The organism is Vulcanococcus limneticus LL (assembly GCF_002252705.1).
Taxonomy (GTDB): Bacteria; Cyanobacteriota; Cyanobacteriia; order PCC-6307; family Cyanobiaceae; genus Vulcanococcus; species Vulcanococcus limneticus.
On record NZ_NQLA01000037.1, the window covers coordinates 1 to 18,536 of the forward strand.

The following is an 18,536-nucleotide window of genomic DNA, read 5'->3' on the forward strand; positions in this document are numbered from 1 at the left end:
GCTGTGTGCCTGGTGCGTTTCATGGTCGAGTCCCCGGCCCAGTCTGGCCGGATGAGGACTCTCATTCACCCTGGACCGGTTTCCGGGGTCCACGTCATCGGCGCGGCGATCAACTGCTGATTTTTCGGAGATTTCATTCGTCACGCCCATGGCTGCATCTCCTCATCACGACGCCTCCACTGAAACCACGGCGCTCATGCTCCCCTGAGACCGTTCGCTTGGGTTGAGGGCTGGGGTCTTTCTCGGTCGTCATGAACTCCGCCGATCCCGACCTTCCCCCAGGTGTCGGCCTCTCCAAGCATGTCCCGCCTGTGTCCAGGTGGGCTGTTGATGACCAGACCCACTGCAGCACAGTCGTTCTGCCTCATGCGTACCTGCGGTAGACACAGGTACGCAGCTTGGACGGCGTCGATCGGGCTGATCTTCAGGGCGCACAACCACCGGTTGGTCCTGGCCGCCAGCGCCGCAGAACTTGACCGCAGGGGGTCAAGCCAGCTGCTACCCAATAACCGGACGTTTGCAGCCAGCAGCTAAGCCTGATCCCTTGCATCGCATATGTTTCTAGAATTAGACCTGGATGCAGACCCAAATGAGACGTGTGCGCCTTGTTTGCGCTCGTTGTCGCGTTGCTCTGATGCTGTGAGCCAAAGGAACGGGTGTTGCCTGCGCCTGTCGTCATGGGGTTCTCTCTGCTGGCAATCAGCGCTTTGGTTCTCCTCAAGGCTTCGAGCACCCCGCGGCTACCAGCTTTGGCCGTCCCTTCTCCCGGAATTGGGCGGACTCAAACTTGTTTCGCGGCCAGCTCAGTTGCGAACTACTACTGGACTCAATCTGGGCTCCCGTGAGAAGAGGTGGACAGCGTCAGGTCCTTGGCCTTGGTGCCTCCAGGCGGGATGGCAGGGATGAGTCGCGCGGGCATCGTTAGAGACTTTCCATGAGACCAGGTATGAGTCTCACTAGGGATAAGTGATGCGCGCCGTCGGTTGTCGGCCATGGCTCCTTCCGGATTCCACTCGCCCTGTCGGCCTCCCAGCGTTGCGCCATAAAAAAGGGCCGCCCTGGGGCGGCCGCTGTGCCATTGGGTCGACTCCGGCCTCAGGCCGGGGTCTGCATCCCCTGGATCAGAAAATCGAAATAGGGGGAGGCGAGCTCGCTGTCGTCGGTGCTGAGCAGGGACAGGGAGGCCTCCTTGAGGGCTCGCATCGACTCGACCATGCCGGGCATGGGCACGCCCAGGCTGTTGTACATCTCGCGGGCGCCCTCCAGGCCGATCTTCTGGATCAGCTCGGTGCTGCCGGAGAGAACGCCGTAGGTGACCAGGCGCAGATACCAGCTGAAGTCCCGAAGGCACTGGGCCCGCTGCTTTTGGCCGTAGGCGTTGCCGCCGGGGGCGACGTACTCGGGCTTGCGGCTGAACAGCTGGCGGGCCGCCTCATCGACGATCTTCTTCTCGTTGTCGGTCAGCACCCGCACCACGTTGAGGCGGCTGGGCCCGTTGGAGAGGAACTCGACGATCGAGCGCAGTTCGCCGCCGGTGGGATAGCGAAGCTGATCGTCTGCCTGAAGGATCAGATCCCGAACGACGCTCATTGAAACCACCGTGCGCCCGGCCACTGTATCCAGAACAGTGGGCCCCTCTGCCCGCGGGCGGCACAGGTGTTACGCACCGATAGGGTCGAGGTTCCGCTCGTTCGCTCCGGCCGATGCCCGCCTCCCCCTGCAAGCTCGGCGAGCGCCTCGACCTCACCATCGACGGCCTCGGCCACGACGGCCAGGGCGTGGGCCGCTGGCAGGGTCTGGCGGTGTTCGTGCCGGGCACCCTTCCCGGCGAAGTGGTGGCCGTGCGGGTGCGGCGGATCGCCAAGCGCCACCTCGAGGCCGACCTGATCGGCGTGGAGCAGCCGGCCCCCGAACGCCGCAAGCCGGCCTGCATCCTTGCCGAGAAATGCGGGGGCTGCAGCCTCCAGCACGCCAGCGATGACGGCCAGGCCCGCTGGAAACAGGATCTGGTGCAGCAGACCCTGCGCCGCCTCGGCGGCTTCGAGGCACCGCTGCGGCCCCTGCTGAGCTCCGCTCGCACTCTGGGCTACCGCAACCGGGCCCTGATTCCGCTGGAGAGGACGGAGGATGGACTGCTGCGGGCGGGCTACTACCGGCGCGGCAGCCACAAGATCGTGAATCTGAACCGCTGCCCGGTGCTGGATCCGCGCATCGACGGCCTGATCGAACCGATCAAGGCCGATCTGGAGGAGACGGGCTGGCCCGTGGATGTGAACCTCAGCGGCGGCGGCGGCCTGCGCCATCTGGCCCTGCGGGTGGGGCACCACAGCGGGGAGGTGCTGATCACCCTGGTGAGCAGCCACGCCGAGCTGGATGGCCTGCATGACCTGGCCGAGCGCTGGCGGGCCAGCTGGCCCGAGGTGGTGGGGGTGTGTCTGAACCTGCAGCCCCGGGCCAGCAACGCGGTGATGGGGCCCCAGACCCTCACCCTCAGCGGCCGGGGCTGGCTGGCGGAGCGCTTCGCCGGCCAGGAGCTGCGCATCGGCGCCGACACCTTCTTCCAGGTGAACACCGAGCAGGCCGAGCGGGTGGTGCCTCTGCTGCTCGAGGCCTTCGGGGCCCTGGAGCGCCAGAACATCGTGGACGCCTACTGCGGCATCGGCACCTTCAGCCTCCCTCTGGCGGCCCATGGCGCCCACGTGATCGGGCTGGAATCCCATGCCGCCTCGGTGGAGCAGGCGCGGGCCAATGCGCAGCGCAACGGCCTGGAGCGGGCCACGTTCCACCAGACCGACGTGGAGGCGATGTTGGCCGAGCACCTCGTGCACGCCGACGGCCTGCTGGTGGATCCGCCCCGCAAGGGCCTGAGCCCGGCCGCCCTGGCGGCGATCCAGGCCGCCCCGCCGAAGCGCGTCGTCTATATCAGCTGCAACCCCGCCACCCTGGCCCGGGACCTGGCCCTGCTGACGGCAGAAACGTCACTGGAGCTGCGCTGGATCCAGCCTGTGGACTTCTTCCCCCAGACCAGCCACGTGGAGGCGGTGGCCGTCCTGGAGCGAAGCTGACCAACGGCCCCCCGGCTGGCGGCCGAGCACGGCGCCTCAGGCGCGGAGCTGGGCGTCGAACTGCTTCTCCAGAGCGGCCCGGATCGTCTGATGGGCCGTGTCCACTTCGCTGTCGGTGAGGGTGCGGCTGGGGGCGCGGTAACGCAGTCGGAAGGCCAGGCTGCAGGACCCTGCCGCCACCTGCTCCCCCGCATAGCGATCGATCAGCTCCGCCTGCTCCAACAGGGGCTTGCCGGCCTTGCGGATCGCCGTCAGCAGCTGGGCGCTGGCGACAGCGTCGGGCACGACCAGGGCCAGGTCCCGCTCGGAGGCCGGCACGGTGGGGAAGGGGGCGAAGGCCGGTTGCCAGCGGTTGCGGCGGGTCGCCGCCGTGAGCAGCGCCGGTAGCTCCAGCTGGAACACATGCGTGAGGGCGGGCAGGTCCAGGGCCTCGGCCTGCTCGGGGTGGAGCTGGCCGAACCAGCCGGCAGGCCGGCCCTCCACCACCAGCTGGGCGGCCCGGCCGGGGTGCAGCAGCGGATGATCGCTGAGGCGGCGGTCCTCCATGGGCAACTTGAGGGCCTCCAGGGCCCGCTGCAGCACGCCGCGGGCCCGGAAGTAATCGGGGGCCTGGGGCTTGCCGCCGCTGCTCCACAGCTCAGAGCCGCGGCTGCCGCAGATCACGCCCGCCAGCTGCAGACGCTGGCGCTCGCCCTTGCCACTGGCCTGGAACACATGGCCGATCTCGAAGGCCCAGAAGCCGGGGCGGCCGGCCTGGAGGTTCCGGCGGGCCGCCAGCAGCAGCTCCTCCACCAGATCGGAGCGCAGGTGGCCGTAGTCGGCCAGCAGCGGATTGGCCAGGGGGATGCGCTGGGTCGCCGCCGGGTCCTGGCGCTGGAGGCTGGAGCTGGCGGCGGTGAGCGAGAGGCTGCAGGTCTCCTGGAGGCCCGCCTGCACCAGGGCGACCCGCAGTCGCCGTTCGGCCTGCTGCTCGGGGCTGAGCCCACCGGGGGCGATGGGATCGGGCAGGTGGCTGGCGAAGCGGTCGTAGCCCACCAGGCGCGCCACCTCCTCGATCAGGTCCACCGGCCGGGTCAGATCCATGGCGCGGGAAGGCGGCACCACCACGTCCCAGCCGTCGTCGTCGGCCGTAAGGCCGCAGCCCAGGGCGCTGAGGATCTGTTCGACTTCGGTGTCGGGCAGGTCGCCGAAGTCCTCGTCGCCAAGGTCCACCGGACCCAGCAGCTGGTGCAGGGCATCGCGCTCCAGGCGCAGGGGCTGGCGCGGCAGCTCGGGGCGCTGGTGCAGCCAGCGGCCCTCCACCGTGGCGCCGGCCAGCTCCTGCAGCAGGGCCACGGCCCGGTCGGCGGCGGCCAGGGTCACCTCGCGGGGCAGGCCCTTCTCGAAGCGGCTGCTGGCATCGGTGCGCAGGCCCACGCTGCGGGCGCTGCGACGCACGGCCTGGGGCGCGAACAGGGCCGCCTCCAGCCAGATCGCTGTGGTGCCCTCCTGCACGCTGCTGTTGGCTCCGCCGATCACGCCGGCCAGGGCCACCGGCTGGTCGGCGACGGTCACCACCAGGGCGTCGGGGCTGAGGCTGTGCCCGGTGCCATCGAGGGCGGCAAAGGCCTCGCCTGCCCGGGCCTGGCGCAGGCCGAGGGCCGAGGGCTGGGCCGCCGTGCCCGCGCTTGCCGCCTCAGAGAGGGATGCCAGCCGGTCGCGATCGAAGGCGTGCAGCGGCTGGCCGGTTTCCAGCATCACCAGGTTGGTGACGTCCACGATGGTGTTGATGGGCCGCAGCCCGGCCCGCTCCAGCCGCGTCTGCAGCCAGCGGGGCGACGGACCCACCCGCAGGCCGCTGAGGGCGGTGACGCTGAACAGTCCGCCCGCCTCGATGGCGGCCTGGGTCTCGGGCTCCGCTGGCAGGGGCTCGGCCGCCACCGGCGGGGCCGCCGCCGGCAGGGTGAGGGGCGAGGCCGTCAGGGCCGCCACCTCGCGGGCGATGCCCAGCATCGAGAGGCCATCGGGTCGATTGGCGGTGATCGCCAGCTCCAGCACCTGGTCGTCAAGGCCGAGGCTGGGACCCACCGGAGTGCCGAGCGCCGGCACGGACTCGAGCGCCTCATCGAGGATCACGATCCCCTCGGAATCGCTGGCCAGGCCCAGTTCGGCGAGCGAGCAGATCATGCCGCTGCTGGCCACGCCGCGCAGTTCGGCGGGCTTGATCGTCAGGTCCACGGCGGGCAGGTAGGCGCCCACCGTGGCCACGGCCACGTGGATGCCGGCGCGCACGTTCGAGGCGCCGCAGACGATCTGCAGGGGTTCGGCCGCGCCGATCGCCACCGTGCAGACACTGAGCTTGTCGGCGTTGGGGTGCTGCTCGCGGGCCGCCACGAAGCCCACGACCACGCCGGCGGCGCGGGCCGCCAGATCCTCGATCTCCTCCACCTCGAAGCCCGCCACCGACAGCCGTTCAGCCAGGTCGGCGGGGGGCAGATCACAGGCCACCAGCTCCCGGAGCCATTGGAGCGAGACCCGCATGGCCTGTTCAATCGCACAGCTGGCGACTCTAAAGAAAGGGCCTGCCGGAAGGGGGAAGGCGGCGGGGTATGGTTGACCACTGTCAATCCCGCATCGCATCAGCGGCGCAACGTCCTTCCATGGCCAAGAACAAGGGCGTCCGGATCGTGATCACTCTCGAGTGCACGGAATGCCGGTCCAACCCCGCCAAGCGTTCTCCCGGGGTGTCTCGCTACACCACCGAGAAGAACCGTCGCAACACGACTGAACGGATCGAACTCAAGAAGTTCTGCCCCCACTGCAACAAGTCGACGGTCCACAAGGAAATCAAGTGATCGCAGCGGCGATCCCTGATCCCCAGGCCTCAGACCCACAGCACCCCCATCTTTCCGTTCAGCCATGAGTAGTTCCTTCTTCAAGAAGCGCCTCTCGCCGATCAAGCCCGGCGACCCGATCGACTACAAAGACGTCGATCTGCTCAAGAAGTTCATCACCGAGCGTGGCAAGATCCTGCCCCGCCGTCTCACGGGCCTCACCGCCAAGCAGCAGCGCGACCTGACCAATGCCGTGAAGCGCGCCCGCATCGTGGCCCTGCTGCCCTTCGTGAACCCCGAGGGCTGACGCCCTCCTTCGGCCCTTGCATTGCGGTGATCTCGTCGGCGTCCATGCCCGTTCCGGGCCGCGTCTGGCGCTGGTCACCGGGATTCAGGGCTCCAAAGCTTCCCTCTTGATCGGTTTTGAGGCGAAGTCCGAGCGGTTGCCGCTCCGCGACCTCGAACCGATCCACCCCCTGCCCGCCGGCTGCAGCGAAGCCGGCTCCCTCGGGGCCTCACCCTGGCGCCTCAGCCCCGAAGCCCTTCAAGCTGCCGTTCCCAGCCGCCGCGACCTGGCCGCCGCCTGGCTGCTGCTTGAGGGCCAGGACGAGTGGATCGAACTGGCCGAACTGGTGAGCCTGCTCTGCCCCCAGGACGATCCGCTGCACCGCGCCGCCTGCTGGCTGGCGCTGCAGGACCAGGACCTGTTTCGCTGCAAGCAGGGCCGATTCCAGCGTCGCGCCCTGGCGGACCTGCGCCAGCTGCGCCGCGAGCGGCGCCATGGGGCCCTGCAGCACCAGCGCCACCAGGCCTGGATCGCGCTGTTGCGCCGGCGCCAGCCCCTGGATCGCGCCGGCCTGGGCGTCGAGCAGAACGCCCAGCTGCAGGCCCTGCTGGAGCTCGCCACCTCACCCCATGGCTCCAGTGCCGGTGATCCGGGCCTGTCCCCGCCGTTGCGGGTGCTGTTGCAGGAGCTCTCCTGCCCGCCGCAGCTGGCGGAGATCCGTCGCCTGCTAGCCGATCTGGGCCTGTGGGACCGGCACCAGCTGCGCTGCCTGGCAGGCACCGCCTGGTCGACCGGGTTCGATCCGGCCCTGGAGGCCGAGGCCGCCGCCCTGGCCGCCCGGGCCGAGGAGGTGTGGCCGGGCGACGAGGCGCGCCTGGATCTCACCGAGCAGCGCAGCGTCACCATCGACGACGCCGACACCCGCGAGGTGGACGACGCCCTGGCCCTGGAGCGCGACCCCGAGGGCCGCCTGTGGATCTGGATCCACGTGGCCGATCCGGACCGGCTGGTGGCCGCCGGCTCGCCGCTGGACCTGGAGGCCCGGCGCCGGGCCAGCAGCCTGTATCTGGCGGCCGGCTCGGTGCCGATGTTCCCCGTGGCCCTGGCCGAGGGGCCGATGAGCCTCACCCAGGGCCGCCGCTGTGCCGCCTGGAGCGTGGCGGTGCGGCTGGAGGCGGATGGCGCCATCGCCGAGCGCCGCGTGCAGCGCAGCTGGATCCGTCCCATTTACCGGCTCAGCTACGGCGATGCCGACGAGCTGATCGAGTACGCCCCACCCCAGGACGACGACCTGGAGCGGCTGCACGGCCTGCTACTGACCCGCCGCCGCTGGCGCGAAGCCCGCGGCGCCCTGCTGATGGACCAGCCGGAGGGCCGCTTCCGCCGCGTTGACGATCGGGCCGAGCTGGAGGTGGTAGAGCCCTCGGCCTCGCGGCTGATGGTGGCCGAGGCGATGATCCTGGCCGGCGCCGTGGTGGCCGAGCTGGGCCGCGAACGGGACCTGGCCCTGCCCTTCCGCAGCCAACCGGCCTGCGAGCTGCCCCCCGCCGCCGAGCTTGATGCCCTGCCGCCTGGCCCGGTGCGCCATGCCGCCCTCCGCAAGGGCCTGAGCCGGGGTCTCACCAGCCCCCAGGTGGCACCCCACTTTTCCCTGGGTCTGGAGGCCTATGTGCAGGCCACATCCCCCATTCGCCGCTACGGCGACCTGCTCACCCAGCGCCAGCTGCTGGCTCTGCTCAGCGGCGCCCCACCCCTGGGCGCCGAGGAGCTGGGGCTGGAGCTGGAGGCCCTGGAGCCCGCCCTGCGCCAGGGGATCCAGATCAGCCGCGAGGACCAGCGCCACTGGCAGCAGGTGTGGTTCGCCGAGCATCGCCGCGACCGCTGGGACGGCCTGGTCCTGCGCTGGCTGCGGCCCCAGGACGGCCTGGCCCTGGTGCGCCTGGATGCCCTGGCCATGGATCTGGTGGTGGTGGTGCGCGAGTCCTGCGGGCCTGGGGATGGGGTGCAGGTGTCGGTGCAGGAGGCCGATCCCGATGGCGATGTGCTGCGCCTGGTGGGTCACCGCTCAGCGCGCCAGCCGTGAGGCGCGCAGCCAGGGCCCCCAGGGGTTGAGGCAGCCCACCAGCTCGACGCTGCGGCAGCCATCGAGCTGCTGCAGCCAGCGGTGCAGGGCCGGCTCCAGGGTGATCAGCGGCCAGCTGCCACCGCCGTTGTCGAAGCGGTAGCCGCCCTCGCCATCGGCGCTCACCTGCCCCTGCCACAGGGATTCCCCTGGCTCAGCCGGGCCGCGCTGCGGGTTGAGGCCGGCGGGACGGCCGCTGAGGCCGCCATCGGCCGCCAGCAGGGTCGGTTCATCGAGCACGGCCCGCTGGCGCTCCGCCCAGTGGGGGTGGTGCCAGGGGGTGTCCCAGAGGGGCACGGGGCCGGCGGGAGCCTGGGCGTCACCGATCAGCGCCTCCTGCAGCTGTCGCACCGGCAGCTCGGCCGGGCTGACGCCCAGGCGGAGGCTGAGGGCGGCGGCGGCGCCGGCCGCCTGGCCGAGGTTGAACACCAGGGGCTGCAGCCGGGTGGCGCCATTGGCCATGTGGCTGACGCTGCAGCACTTGTCGGCGGCGAGGAGGTTGTCGAGCCCGGCGCTGAGCAGGGCGCCGTAGGGGATGGCGAAGGGGGTGCCGCTCCAGCGGCCGCCCCAGCGGCAGCTCTTGGCGGCCAGGGGCCAGTCGTCGCCAGGGTAGTGGTGGTCGTTGGCGTAGTTGCCCACGGCGATCGCCGTGGTCTGGCCCCGGCCATCCAGGGGCAGGGCGGCGATGGATTCGCCCGGGCCCTGGGGCAGCAGCAGCTGCTCGATCACCAGCTCGCGGCCCACCAGGCGGCGGCCTTCGCGCCAGTAGGGCATCAGCGCCAGGGCCTCCGGCCCCTCCAGGGCCCCGTCGCCGAAGCCAGGAAAACAGCGGCCCGGGCCCAGCCAACCGGCGGAGGCCTCCTGGAGGGCGGTGGCAAAGGCGAGGCTGTGCTCGCGCATGTCCCGGTAGAGGGAGGCGCGGCGGGCCGGGTCGGCGTGGAAGAGGCGATCGAGCTGGCCGTGCCAGTCGTTGCCGTGCAGGGGCCAGTTGAGCATCACCAGACCGCCGGGCAGACGGCCGTAGGTGATGGTGCGCTCCAGGCCGAAGGCCTCGGCGGCGGCCGTGAACGGGGCGGGCAGTCCCTGAACCGCCGGCGGCATCGGCCCCTCGGCCAGCTGGCCCATCACCACCCAGGTGGGCGACTGCAGCGGCTGCTCCTCAAAGAAGGGATCGAGATCGAGGGCGGCCTGGCCCGGCGCGCTGGGCTCGCCCCACTGCTCCCGCGCCTCCCAGCCCAGCCGATAGGGCGCATCGGCCAGGGGGAAGAGATCGCCGCGGTCGCTGCCATCGATCAGCAGCTCCAGATCCACGGCCAGGGGCTGGCCCTCGCGCTGCAGCTCCAGGCTGTGGATCCGGCTGCCGCGGCGCCGCACCGCCTTCAGGCGCACCCCCGGCCACCAGCGCAGCCGCGGTTCGGCCTGGCACCAGCGCCGCAGGATCGCCTCGGCCGTGGCGGGCCGGTAGCCGAAACAGCTCACCCAGTTCTGGTCCAGACCCTCGGGCTCGCGGCGCTGCAGCTCCCGCAGGAAGGCGCCCCAGAGCCCCGTCTGCCAGGGGCTGAGCTCGTTGCCATCCGGCGCGCACACGCCGGCGGCGCTCACCATGCCCCCCAGCCAGGCGCCGGGGGTGAGCAGCAGGGTGTCGGCGCCGCCACGGGCCGCCTGCAGGGCCGCCGCCACGCCGCCGGTGCCGCCGCCCCACACCACGACCTGGGCCTGCTCACGGGTGGTCGACATCGGGAGGGAGGCCGGGCGCTGGCGCCAGGCTGACAGGGAACAGGCTGGGTAGGATCCGCGCCCGGCTAGGGGCTGAACCGCCCGGCCAGCCTGACAGCCGCATGACCTTCACCCTCACCACGCCGCTTTACTACGTCAACGACAAGCCACACCTGGGCAGCGCCTACACGACCCTGGCCTGTGATGCGGTGGCTCGCTACCAGCGGCTGAAGGGGGAGTCGGTGATCTTCATCACGGGCTGCGACGAGCACGGCCAGAAGATCCAGCGCACCGCCGAGGCGGCTGGCCTCAGCCCCCAGGCCCACTGCGATGCCGTCAGTACCCAGTACCGCGACCTCTGGGAGCGCTGGCAGATCAGCAACGACCGCCTGATCCGCACCACCGACCCCCGCCACCGCCACATCGTCGAGCAGTTCTTCGCACGGGTGGAGGCCCACGGCGACATCGTGGAGGGTCGCCAGCAGGGCTGGTACTGCGTGGCCTGCGAAGAGTTCAAGGACGACCCCCACGAGGCCCAGGACCCGGAGTGCCCCACCCACCGGCGTCCGCTCGAGTGGCGCGATGAGGTGAACCTTTTTTTCCGCCTCTCGCGCTACCAGGAGGCGATCGAGGCGTTGATCGCCCGCGAGGGCTTCATCCAGCCGGCCAGCCGCCGCAAGGAGGTGGAGAACTTCGTGAAGCAGGGCCTGCGGGACTTCTCGATTTCACGGGTGAATCTGCCCTGGGGCATCCCGGTGCCCGGCCACGATGGGCACACCTTCTATGTGTGGTTTGACGCGCTGCTGGGCTATCTGACGGCGTTGCTGGAGCCGGGCGAGGAGCCCGATCTGGAGGCGGCGATCGCCCGCGGCTGGCCCGCCTCGGTGCACGTGATCGGCAAGGACATCCTGCGCTTCCACGCCGTCTACTGGCCGGCGATGCTGCTCTCGGCGGGGCTGGAGTTGCCGGAGAAGGTGTTCGGCCACGGCTTCCTCACCCGCGAGGGGCAGAAGATGGGCAAGTCGCTGGGGAACGTGCTCGATCCGGCGGAGCTGCTGGAGCGCTGCGGCCGCGACGCCGTGCGCTGGTACCTGCTGCGTGACATCCCCTTCGGCGACGACGGGGACTTCCAGCAGCAGCGTTTCTCCGATCTGGTGAACAACGATCTGGCCAACACGATCGGCAACCTGCTCAACCGCACCAGCGCCATGGCCCGTCGCTGGTTCGAGGAGAGCGTGCCGCCGGCCGGAGGCGGCCTGGAGTCCAGTCATCCGCTGGCCCTGGCTGCCGCCGCCGCGCGCCGCCAGGGCCTGGCAGGCCTGGAGAGCCTCGATTTCCGCAGTGCTGCCGAGGCCCCCCTGCAGCTGGCCATCGCCGCCAACGGCTACCTCAACGATCAGGCCCCCTGGAGCCGCATGAAGCAGGAGGGCACCCGCGAGCAGGTGGCCGCCGACCTCTACGCCGTGCTGGAGGCCGCCCGCCACGTGGGGCTGCTACTGGCACCGCTGCTGCCGGAGCTCTCGGCCCGGATGCTCGCTCAGCTCGGCCAGCCGCCGCTGGATTCGGGCATCGGCTCCCGGGGCGGCGATGCTCACGGGCGCAGCCTCCCTGACAGCAGGACCTGGCTGGATCAGCTGGCCTGGGGCGGCCTGGAGCCCGGCGCTGCCCTGCCGGAGCCGTCACCGGTGATGGCCCGGCTCGAACTGGACACCCCCCTGTGATGGGGCGCCTCCTCCGCGCGCTGGCTCCGCTGGCCCTCCTACCCCTGGCCGGCTGCGTCCAGCCGCCCGCCAAGAAGCAGGCCCCCGAGCCGTTCGTGTTCCGCTCCCTCAATCTGCGCCAGCAGAACAGCAAGGGCGAGCCGGCCTGGGAGCTCACCAGCCCCGAGGCCCGCTACGACATCGACCGCCGCCTGGCTCAGGCCCGCAACCTCCAGGGGGTGACCTACCGGCGCGGAAAACCCAACTACCGCGTGGCGGCCAGGGTGGGCACGGTGCTCAACGACGGTGAGCTGATCCAGCTGGAGGGGGATGTGCGCATCACCCTGCTCGGCGATGACCCCGTGCTGATCCGCTCCCAGCAGGTGCGCTGGCTGCCTCGGCAGGAGCTGATGGTGATGGATTCCCGGGCCGTGGCCACGGACCGTCGCTCCAGACTCACGGCCAACACCGCCCGCTTCCTGCTCCAGGAGGATCGCCTGGAGCTGCGCGGAAAGCCGCAGCTCGAGCGCTGGGATCCCGCCCGCAGCAAGGCGCCCAGCCCCGGTGGCTCCGCCAGTCCCGCCACAGCCACAGCCACAGCCACAGCCACAGCCACAGCTGAGCCTGCGCCCCGTCCTGCCGCCCAGGAGATCCTGAAGGTGAGAACGGCCGACTGGTCGCCGGGCAGCGGCCTGCTGCGGGCCGCCGGTCCGGTGCGGGGCCGCCGCAGCGATGGCCAGGTGATCACGGCCAGTGCCCTGGAGGGGAACTTGCGCCAGGGCTTCGTGGACCTGCTGGCGCCGGTGCGGGTGCGCGATGCGGGCCGCAAGGGCTGGCTGGAGGCCGACCGCAGCCGCTGGGATCTCGAAGGCCAGACCCTGCGCACCGCCACCCCCTTCCGCGCCCAGCTCGACAAGCTGGGCCTCCAGGGCAACGCGCTGGACATCGACCTCAAGCGGGAGCTGGTGGTGGTGCCCGCCGCGTGCGCCCTGCAGCAACCCGGCGAAACGCTCCAGGCTGAGCGCTGTCGCTGGAACTGGAGCAGTGGCCGCTTCGTGGCCGTGGGGGATGTGGTGCTGCGCCGCTCCGTTTACAGCCAGGTGACCCGCGCCGCGCGGCTGGAGGGCTCGATCGGCAAGCAGGGCCAGGCCATCTTCACGACGCCGGGGGGGCGGGTGAATTCGGAGCTGACCCTGCCGCCGCCGGGGGCGGGGGGGACGAAGGGGCGCAAGCCAGCTGCTCGAGTGGAGTTCTGAGCTTGCGGGCCCAGCCCTCCAGCCAGGTCTCGTCGCTGCGGCTGAAGCAGCGCGGCGACCAGCCCGCCAGCAGCAGCACCCCCTCAGAGCCGATCGGCTGCACGATCACCGCCGGGATTCCCGCCGGCAGTCCGGCGAATTCCCCGCGGCCGGGGTAGAGGGCCAGGTTGACAAGCGAGACGGGCCGGCCCGTGGCGAGGGCCCGTTGGCAGATGGCCCCCGGCGTAAACGGCCTGGGGTCGAGCAAGCCCCGCCGCAGCAGGGTCCGGCCGCGCCAGTGCAGCAGCAGCGCGGCGGCGGGGGTGGCGATGAGCAGCAGCTGGCTGCCCCAGCCCAGCTCCAGCCGCAGCGCTTCGGGCAGGTCGGCTGCCAGCTCCAGGCCCTGCTCGCCCGGCAAGGCCACCCGTTCCGGTGCCGCCGGCATGGCCCGGGTCCAGAGGATCGCCACCAGCATCAGCCCCACCGCCAGGACACTGGCCAGCACCCCGGCCCGCTCCAGGGCAGGCGTGAGGTCCGGGGCGGTGAACTGGTTGACCAGGCAGAGGGCAAGCCCCAGCACCCCCGCCGCCAGGCTCAGCCGCGCCCCCAGCCCCATCGTTGATCCGCCGCCGCGTTGGTGGCCACGTTGTCACAGCCACACCGGGCGCTGCGCCGCCCGGACAGCCCTGCTGGAATGCAGTCAGCGACCCCGACGGCATGGGCCAGACCTCAGCTTCAGCAGCCGGATCCGCAACCACGGATCCAGTGCCCCCGCAGCAGGCGGACCAGGGCGCCATCCGCACCGCCTCTGAGGCCTTTGCGGCGGTGGCTCTGGCCGCGGTGGCCTGCGACGGCACCCTGGGTCGTCAGGAGGCCCGGGCCCTGCGCCAGGCCCTGGAGTACCGCACCCCTTACCGCGACCTGTCGGAGCAGGCCATGGGCGAGCTGTTCGACGGCCTGCTGGAGCAGCTGAACGCAGGCGGCTGGGGCACCTTGGTCAACGCCGCCATTCCCCACCTCGATGTCAGCCAGCGGGAGACCTCCCTGGCCCTGGCGGCCCAGCTGGTGTGGGCGGACCGGACCGTGACGCCGACCGAGCAGCAGTTCCTGCAGGAGCTGGGCCAGCGGCTGGCCCTCACCGAAGGCCGGGCGGCTCTGATTCTGGAGGTGGTGGCCCTGCTGCACCGCGACAGCCTGTCCGCCTGACGGCAGACTTGCTACATGCCGCTCCCCTCCCCCCTGGCCCCTTCCGCCCCGGACCCCATGGGACTCCCTCGCCTGTCGCCGCCAGCTCTACCGCTTCGGGCCTGGCGCGGCCTTCAGGGCCTGCTGCTCGCCCTGGCGCTGCTGCTGGGCCTGGCCCAGGCCCCGGCCGCCCTCGCCACCGGACCCCAGGATTTCCCCCTGGCGCCGCCCGCCGGCCACGTGCTCGATACGGCCGATCTGCTCAGCCGCGCGGCCGCTTCGGATCTGGAGAAGCGCCTGGCGGAGCTGGAGCAGCAGCAGGTGCAGGCCCGGCTGGTGACCCTGCGCCGCCTGGATTACGGCCTGCCCCTGGAGGGCCTCGGCCAACAGCTGCTGGAGCGCTGGAGTGCCCAGGATCCCGCTGGGACTGAACGCCAGGAGCTCCTCCTGTTGATTGAGTCCCAGAACAACAGCGGCGCCGTGGTGGTGTCCCCCGCCCTGGCGGAAACCCTGCCCGAGAGCCTGCTTGCCAGCACGGGCACGAGCACCATGGGCCTGCCGTTGCGCGAGGGGGCCCGCTACCGCCAGGCCTCGATCGATGCCCTCAGCCGTCTCGGGGCCGTGCTCCAGGGCGAGGAGGATCCCGGGCCGCCCCAGCTGATCGAGCGCCTGCCGGTGGAGAGCAACGTCCCCACCGCCGAGCAGACAGCCAACAGCAACGCTTTCCTGTGGGTGGTGGTGCTGCTGGTGGTGGGCACCCTCGTGCCGATGATCACTTGGTGGATCTTCTCCCGCTGATCCATCCATGGGCCTGACCGACTGGACAGCCCGCTTCGAGCGGGCCAGCAATACCGACATCAGCAGCGATCTGGAGAAGGCCTACGAGGCCGCGCTGCTGATCCAGGGCCTGGAGCTGGAGTACTACAACGACCGGCCAGTGCGCCCGGAACTGGAGCTGAGCATTCCGCGCCAGACCCAGGCCCAGATGCTGCGCCGCTTCCGCACGGCCCTGCAGATCTGCCGCGACACGCTCGAGGGCCTGGAACAGCACCGCGCTGAACTCGATGCCCAGGAGCAGCGCCAGTTGCATCTGATCGAGGTGGTCACCTCCCGCTACGGCCGCACCACCAGCCTGCCGGCCATGTCGCGGGCGCCGGAGATGCTGCCCCGCAGCCTGCTGGGGGTGTTCGATGGCATGCGCCGCCAGCTCGACCCGGAGGCCGAGGCCTCGGTGGTGGCGGGCTTCCGGCGCCGCCGCGACTCCACGCTGGTGTCGCTGCGGATCCTGCTGCTGTTGGTGCTCGTGCCCCTGCTCGTGCAGCAGTTGAGCCGCTCTCTGGTGATCTCACCCCTGGTGGATCGCTTCGCGCCCGATGTGCCTTTTCTCAGCTTCACCAAGCCCCAGTTGGAGGAGAAGGCCGTTGAGAAGTTACGCGTCTTCAAGGCGGAGCTGGAATTTGACGCGCTGCTGCAGGGCCGGGAGCCCTACAGCAACGAAGAGATGCATGACCGCCTTACCGACCGGGCCAAGGAGCTCAAGGATGAGGCCGATGGTGAGAGCACCGAGGCGATCAAGAACATCCTCGGCGATGTCGCCGCCCTGCTGGGCTTCACCTTGGTGTGCCTGCTGGGGCGGCGCGAGATTCAGGTGCTGCGCGGCTTCATCGATGAGGCCGTCTACGGCCTGAGTGACAGCGCCAAGGCCTTCGCGATCATCCTGTTCACAGACATCTTCGTGGGCTTCCACAGCCCGGAGGGCTGGTCTGTGCTGCTGGAGGGGGTGGAGGAGCACCTGGGCCTGCCGCACCAGGAGCACTTCATCATGTTGTTCATTGCCACCTTCCCGGTGGTGTTGGCCACGATCTTCAAGTACTGGATCTTCCGCTATCTCAACCGCGTGTCGCCGTCCTCGGTGGCGACCCTGCGCAACATGAATGGTGGCGGCTGAGGGGCCGGCGCCGGCCCTGCCCACGACGGGGTTGGTCGTGGTCACCGGGCCCAGCCGCAGCGGCAAGAGCCGCTGGGCCGAACACCTGGCCGAAACCAGTGGCCGCCCCGTGCTCTACGTGGCCACCGGGCCCGACCGGCCGGGCGACAGCAGTTGGAGGCTGCGGCTGCAGCGCCACCGCCGCCGCCGCCCGGCCGGCTGGCAGACCCTGGAGGCGGGGGGCGAACTGGCCGCCGAACTGCGGCAGCTGCCGGGCCACCCCCACTCGGCCGAGTCGCCCGTTCTGCTGATCGACGCCCTTGGCACCTGGCTTGCCCACCACCTCGAGCTGGAGGGGGAGGCCTGGGACCAACGCGAAACCGAGCTGCTGGAGGCCTTGCAGGCCCTAGCCCTGCCCGTGCTGCTGGTGTGCGAGGAGACCGGCTGGGGCGTGGTGCCGGCGACGGCCATTGGCGGACTGTTCCGCGATCGACTGGGACGGCTGGAGCGGCGCCTGGTGGCCCGCAGCCGGCAGGCGTGGCTGGTGGTGCAGGGCCGCGCCCTGGATCTGCTGGCCCTGGGCCTGCCGGTGCCCGACGACGGTTGAGGATCTGCCGCAATCGGCCCCGCTCCATGCCCCGCGTCGTGCTGTTCCAGCCCCAGATCCCCCCCAACACCGGCAACGTTGCCCGCAGCTGCGCCGCTACTGCCAGTGAGCTGCACCTGATCGAACCCCTTGGCTTTGAGATTACCGATCGCACCCTCAAGCGCGCCGGGCTCGACTACTGGCCCTGGGTGCAGCTGCATCGCCATGCCGACTGGGAGCAGTTCCAGCGCCACCGCCGAGCCCGGGGCGGCCGGCTGCTAGCCCTGAGCCGCCACGGCAGCCACACCTACCACCGTGTGGTTTACCGAACCGACGATTGGCTGCTGTTCGGCCGCGAGAGCGATGGCCTGCCGCCGGAGCTGCTGACCGAGGCGGACGCCAGTGTGTCAATCCCGATGCGCGGCTCAATTGAGAATGGCGGTGGCGTGCGCAGCCTCAACCTCTCGGTGGCGGTAGGGGTGGTGCTGTTCGAAGCCCTGCGCCAACTGGATGGGGCAGCGGATCCAGCAACGCCGGCGCAACCCTGAGCCGCCTGTCTCATCGGCGGGTGCTGGTGGTGGATTCCGGGGCCGCGATCGCCGCCAGGGCACTACCGGCAGCGGTCCCGCCTCCTTGGCCGACTAGGGTTGGCGGCTGTGCTGATTTTCCAACCGGCCGACAAAAACAGTGACCGTGGCAACTTGCTGGCGCAGGTTCCACCGGTTACTGTCTGCGCGGCCTGGGGATGTCGGCTTCTCCACCGGGTCTTGTCCGATGGGTGAACCTGCATGAAGCCTTCAAAACTGATCACACTCACGCTGGCGGGCACATCACTGCTCGGTGTCGCCGGCGCCGTGGCCATCCCTGGCCTTGCCGATTCCCGCTCCTCCCTCCCTCTCCCTGACCTCGGACAGGACCCCAGCTCTTCCACCTCCGCGCTGGAGTCCGCAGCGCCTCCGCAGCTGATCGCTGCCCTGCCCAGCACCGACCGTCTCTGGGTCAAGGTCCGCTCTGAAGTCGCGATCGAACAGCTCGCCAGCCAGCTGTCCCTTGATGAGAGCCGCCTGGCTCGCCTGAACGACGTCAACGAGGACCACGCCTTCAAGCCCGGCGACTGGCTGGTGCTTCCCAGCCAGGCCAGCCGCCAGGCCAAGCAGCTCGCCGCCATCGACACCAGCGAGCTGCGCCGCACCCCGCCCCTGCAGGCGCCCCCCACCCCTGTTGCGGAAGAGAGCACTCGGGTCCGCAGCCGCGAGACCCTGGTGGAGCTCGCCAATCGCACCAACCGCACCATCGCCGAGCTGCTCCGCCTGAACCCCGGCCTGGAGGCCGCGCGGCTGGTGGTGGGCACCCAGATCCGCCTGGCCCAGTCGTCCCCTGGTCGCAGCCGCATGGTGCTTGGCCTCAGTCCCACCACCAGTGGTGGCCTCAGCTGGCCTGAGCTGCCCAACTTCGGCGGCGATCCCCAGCAGCCCAACACCGATCCGAACCGGCCCTTCAGCAGCGGCATGATCTGGCCCACCCAGGGCGTGTTCTCCTCTGGCTACGGCTGGCGCTGGGGTCGCATGCACAAGGGCATCGACGTGGCCAACAACGTCGGAACCCCGATCGTCGCCGTCCAGGCCGGCCAGGTCCAGTCCTCCGGTTGGCATGACGGTGGCTATGGCTACCTGGTGGAGATCCGCCATCCCGACGGCACGCTCACCCGCTATGCCCACAACAGCCGGCTGGCCGTGCGCGCCGGTGACGTGGTCGCCCAGGGCCAGGTGATCAGCTACATGGGCAGCACCGGCCGCAGCACCGGCCCCCACCTCCACTTTGAGATCCATCCTCCTGGTCAGGGGGCTGTCAACCCGCTCCAGTTCCTGCCCGGCCGCGCCTGAGCCCTCTCGCGTCCTGGG

General features: G+C 70.6%; 16 protein-coding genes. 12 read left to right on the forward strand and 4 right to left on the reverse strand.

Features of this window, described 5'->3' with window-relative positions:
* Window positions 1–1,095 precede the first annotated feature (1,095 nt).
* On the reverse strand, window positions 1,096–1,590 hold the full coding sequence (locus CJZ98_RS13050) for an allophycocyanin subunit alpha-B (protein ID WP_094591574.1): 495 nt from the start codon (window positions 1,588–1,590) through the stop codon (window positions 1,096–1,098).
* Between the two features lie 113 nt (window positions 1,591–1,703).
* Between CJZ98_RS13050 and rlmD the strand changes: the two genes are divergently transcribed.
* Window positions 1,704–3,065 carry a 23S rRNA (uracil(1939)-C(5))-methyltransferase RlmD gene (gene rlmD / locus CJZ98_RS13055; RefSeq protein WP_094591575.1) on the forward strand — a complete coding sequence of 454 codons (1,362 nt, stop codon included), beginning with the start codon at window positions 1,704–1,706 and terminating at the stop codon, window positions 3,063–3,065.
* Window positions 3,066–3,101: 36 nt separating this feature from the next.
* On the opposite strand, the gene pheT is transcribed toward rlmD, so the two are convergent.
* The gene (gene pheT, locus CJZ98_RS13060; RefSeq protein ID WP_094591576.1) at window positions 3,102–5,585 is read right to left on the reverse strand and encodes a phenylalanine--tRNA ligase subunit beta; all 2,484 of its coding nucleotides are present in this window, start codon (window positions 5,583–5,585) and stop codon (window positions 3,102–3,104) included.
* 119 nt (window positions 5,586–5,704) lie between these two features.
* Between pheT and rpmG the strand changes: the two genes are divergently transcribed.
* From rpmG to CJZ98_RS13075, 3 genes are all read left to right on the forward strand, one after another.
* Window positions 5,705–5,899: a 50S ribosomal protein L33 gene (gene rpmG, locus CJZ98_RS13065; RefSeq protein ID WP_094591577.1), complete on the forward strand. Its 195-nt coding sequence runs from the start codon at window positions 5,705–5,707 to the stop codon at window positions 5,897–5,899.
* 64 nt (window positions 5,900–5,963) lie between these two features.
* Window positions 5,964–6,185 carry a 30S ribosomal protein S18 gene (gene rpsR / locus CJZ98_RS13070; protein WP_006041316.1) on the forward strand — a complete coding sequence of 74 codons (222 nt, stop codon included), beginning with the start codon at window positions 5,964–5,966 and terminating at the stop codon, window positions 6,183–6,185.
* Between the two features lie 106 nt (window positions 6,186–6,291).
* Complete coding sequence (locus tag CJZ98_RS13075) at window positions 6,292–8,247, forward strand: ribonuclease catalytic domain-containing protein (RefSeq protein WP_232756465.1); 1,956 nt, start codon at window positions 6,292–6,294, stop codon at window positions 8,245–8,247.
* On the opposite strand, the gene CJZ98_RS13080 is transcribed toward CJZ98_RS13075, so the two are convergent.
* Complete coding sequence (locus tag CJZ98_RS13080; protein WP_094591579.1) at window positions 8,230–10,023, reverse strand: FAD-dependent oxidoreductase; 1,794 nt, start codon at window positions 10,021–10,023, stop codon at window positions 8,230–8,232. The two genes, CJZ98_RS13075 and CJZ98_RS13080, sit on opposite strands and share 18 nt — an antisense overlap.
* 101 nt (window positions 10,024–10,124) lie before the next feature.
* Here CJZ98_RS13080 and CJZ98_RS13085 point away from each other — a divergent pair, with 101 nt between their 5' ends.
* Window positions 10,125–11,723 (forward strand): methionine--tRNA ligase, encoded by a 1,599-nt coding sequence (locus tag CJZ98_RS13085; protein WP_094591580.1) that lies wholly within the window; start codon window positions 10,125–10,127, stop codon window positions 11,721–11,723.
* Window positions 11,723–12,958: an LPS export ABC transporter periplasmic protein LptC gene (gene lptC, locus CJZ98_RS13090; RefSeq protein WP_094591581.1), complete on the forward strand. Its 1,236-nt coding sequence runs from the start codon at window positions 11,723–11,725 to the stop codon at window positions 12,956–12,958. The genes CJZ98_RS13085 and lptC overlap by 1 nt, the downstream gene beginning before the upstream one ends.
* Here lptC and CJZ98_RS13095 read toward each other — a convergent pair.
* On the reverse strand, window positions 12,858–13,553 hold the full coding sequence (locus CJZ98_RS13095; protein ID WP_094591582.1) for a cofactor assembly of complex C subunit B: 696 nt from the start codon (window positions 13,551–13,553) through the stop codon (window positions 12,858–12,860). The genes lptC and CJZ98_RS13095 overlap by 101 nt on opposite strands.
* A 149-nt stretch (window positions 13,554–13,702) precedes the next feature.
* Between CJZ98_RS13095 and CJZ98_RS13100 the strand changes: the two genes are divergently transcribed.
* The 6 genes from CJZ98_RS13100 to CJZ98_RS13125 all read left to right on the forward strand — a co-directional run bounded on the left by CJZ98_RS13100 (window position 13,703) and on the right by CJZ98_RS13125 (window position 18,518).
* The gene (locus CJZ98_RS13100; RefSeq protein ID WP_232756466.1) at window positions 13,703–14,143 is read left to right on the forward strand and encodes a tellurite resistance TerB family protein; all 441 of its coding nucleotides are present in this window, start codon (window positions 13,703–13,705) and stop codon (window positions 14,141–14,143) included.
* Between the two features lie 57 nt (window positions 14,144–14,200).
* Complete coding sequence (gene psb32, locus CJZ98_RS13105; protein WP_094591584.1) at window positions 14,201–14,920, forward strand: photosystem II repair protein Psb32; 720 nt, start codon at window positions 14,201–14,203, stop codon at window positions 14,918–14,920.
* Window positions 14,921–14,927: 7 nt separating this feature from the next.
* Window positions 14,928–16,070, forward strand: a complete 1,143-nt coding sequence (gene pxcA, locus CJZ98_RS13110; protein ID WP_094591585.1) for a proton extrusion protein PcxA — start codon at window positions 14,928–14,930, stop codon at window positions 16,068–16,070.
* Between the two features lie 37 nt (window positions 16,071–16,107).
* The gene (locus CJZ98_RS13115) at window positions 16,108–16,656 is read left to right on the forward strand and encodes a bifunctional adenosylcobinamide kinase/adenosylcobinamide-phosphate guanylyltransferase (RefSeq protein ID WP_315861403.1); all 549 of its coding nucleotides are present in this window, start codon (window positions 16,108–16,110) and stop codon (window positions 16,654–16,656) included.
* A gap of 26 nt (window positions 16,657–16,682) precedes the next feature.
* Window positions 16,683–17,183, forward strand: coding sequence for a tRNA (cytidine(34)-2'-O)-methyltransferase (locus CJZ98_RS13120; protein WP_094591587.1), 501 nt, complete (start codon window positions 16,683–16,685; stop codon window positions 17,181–17,183).
* Window positions 17,184–17,423: 240 nt separating this feature from the next.
* A complete protein-coding gene (locus CJZ98_RS13125) occupies window positions 17,424–18,518 on the forward strand; it encodes a M23 family metallopeptidase (RefSeq protein WP_094591588.1) in 1,095 nt (364 codons plus the stop codon).
* Window positions 18,519–18,536 lie beyond the last annotated feature (18 nt).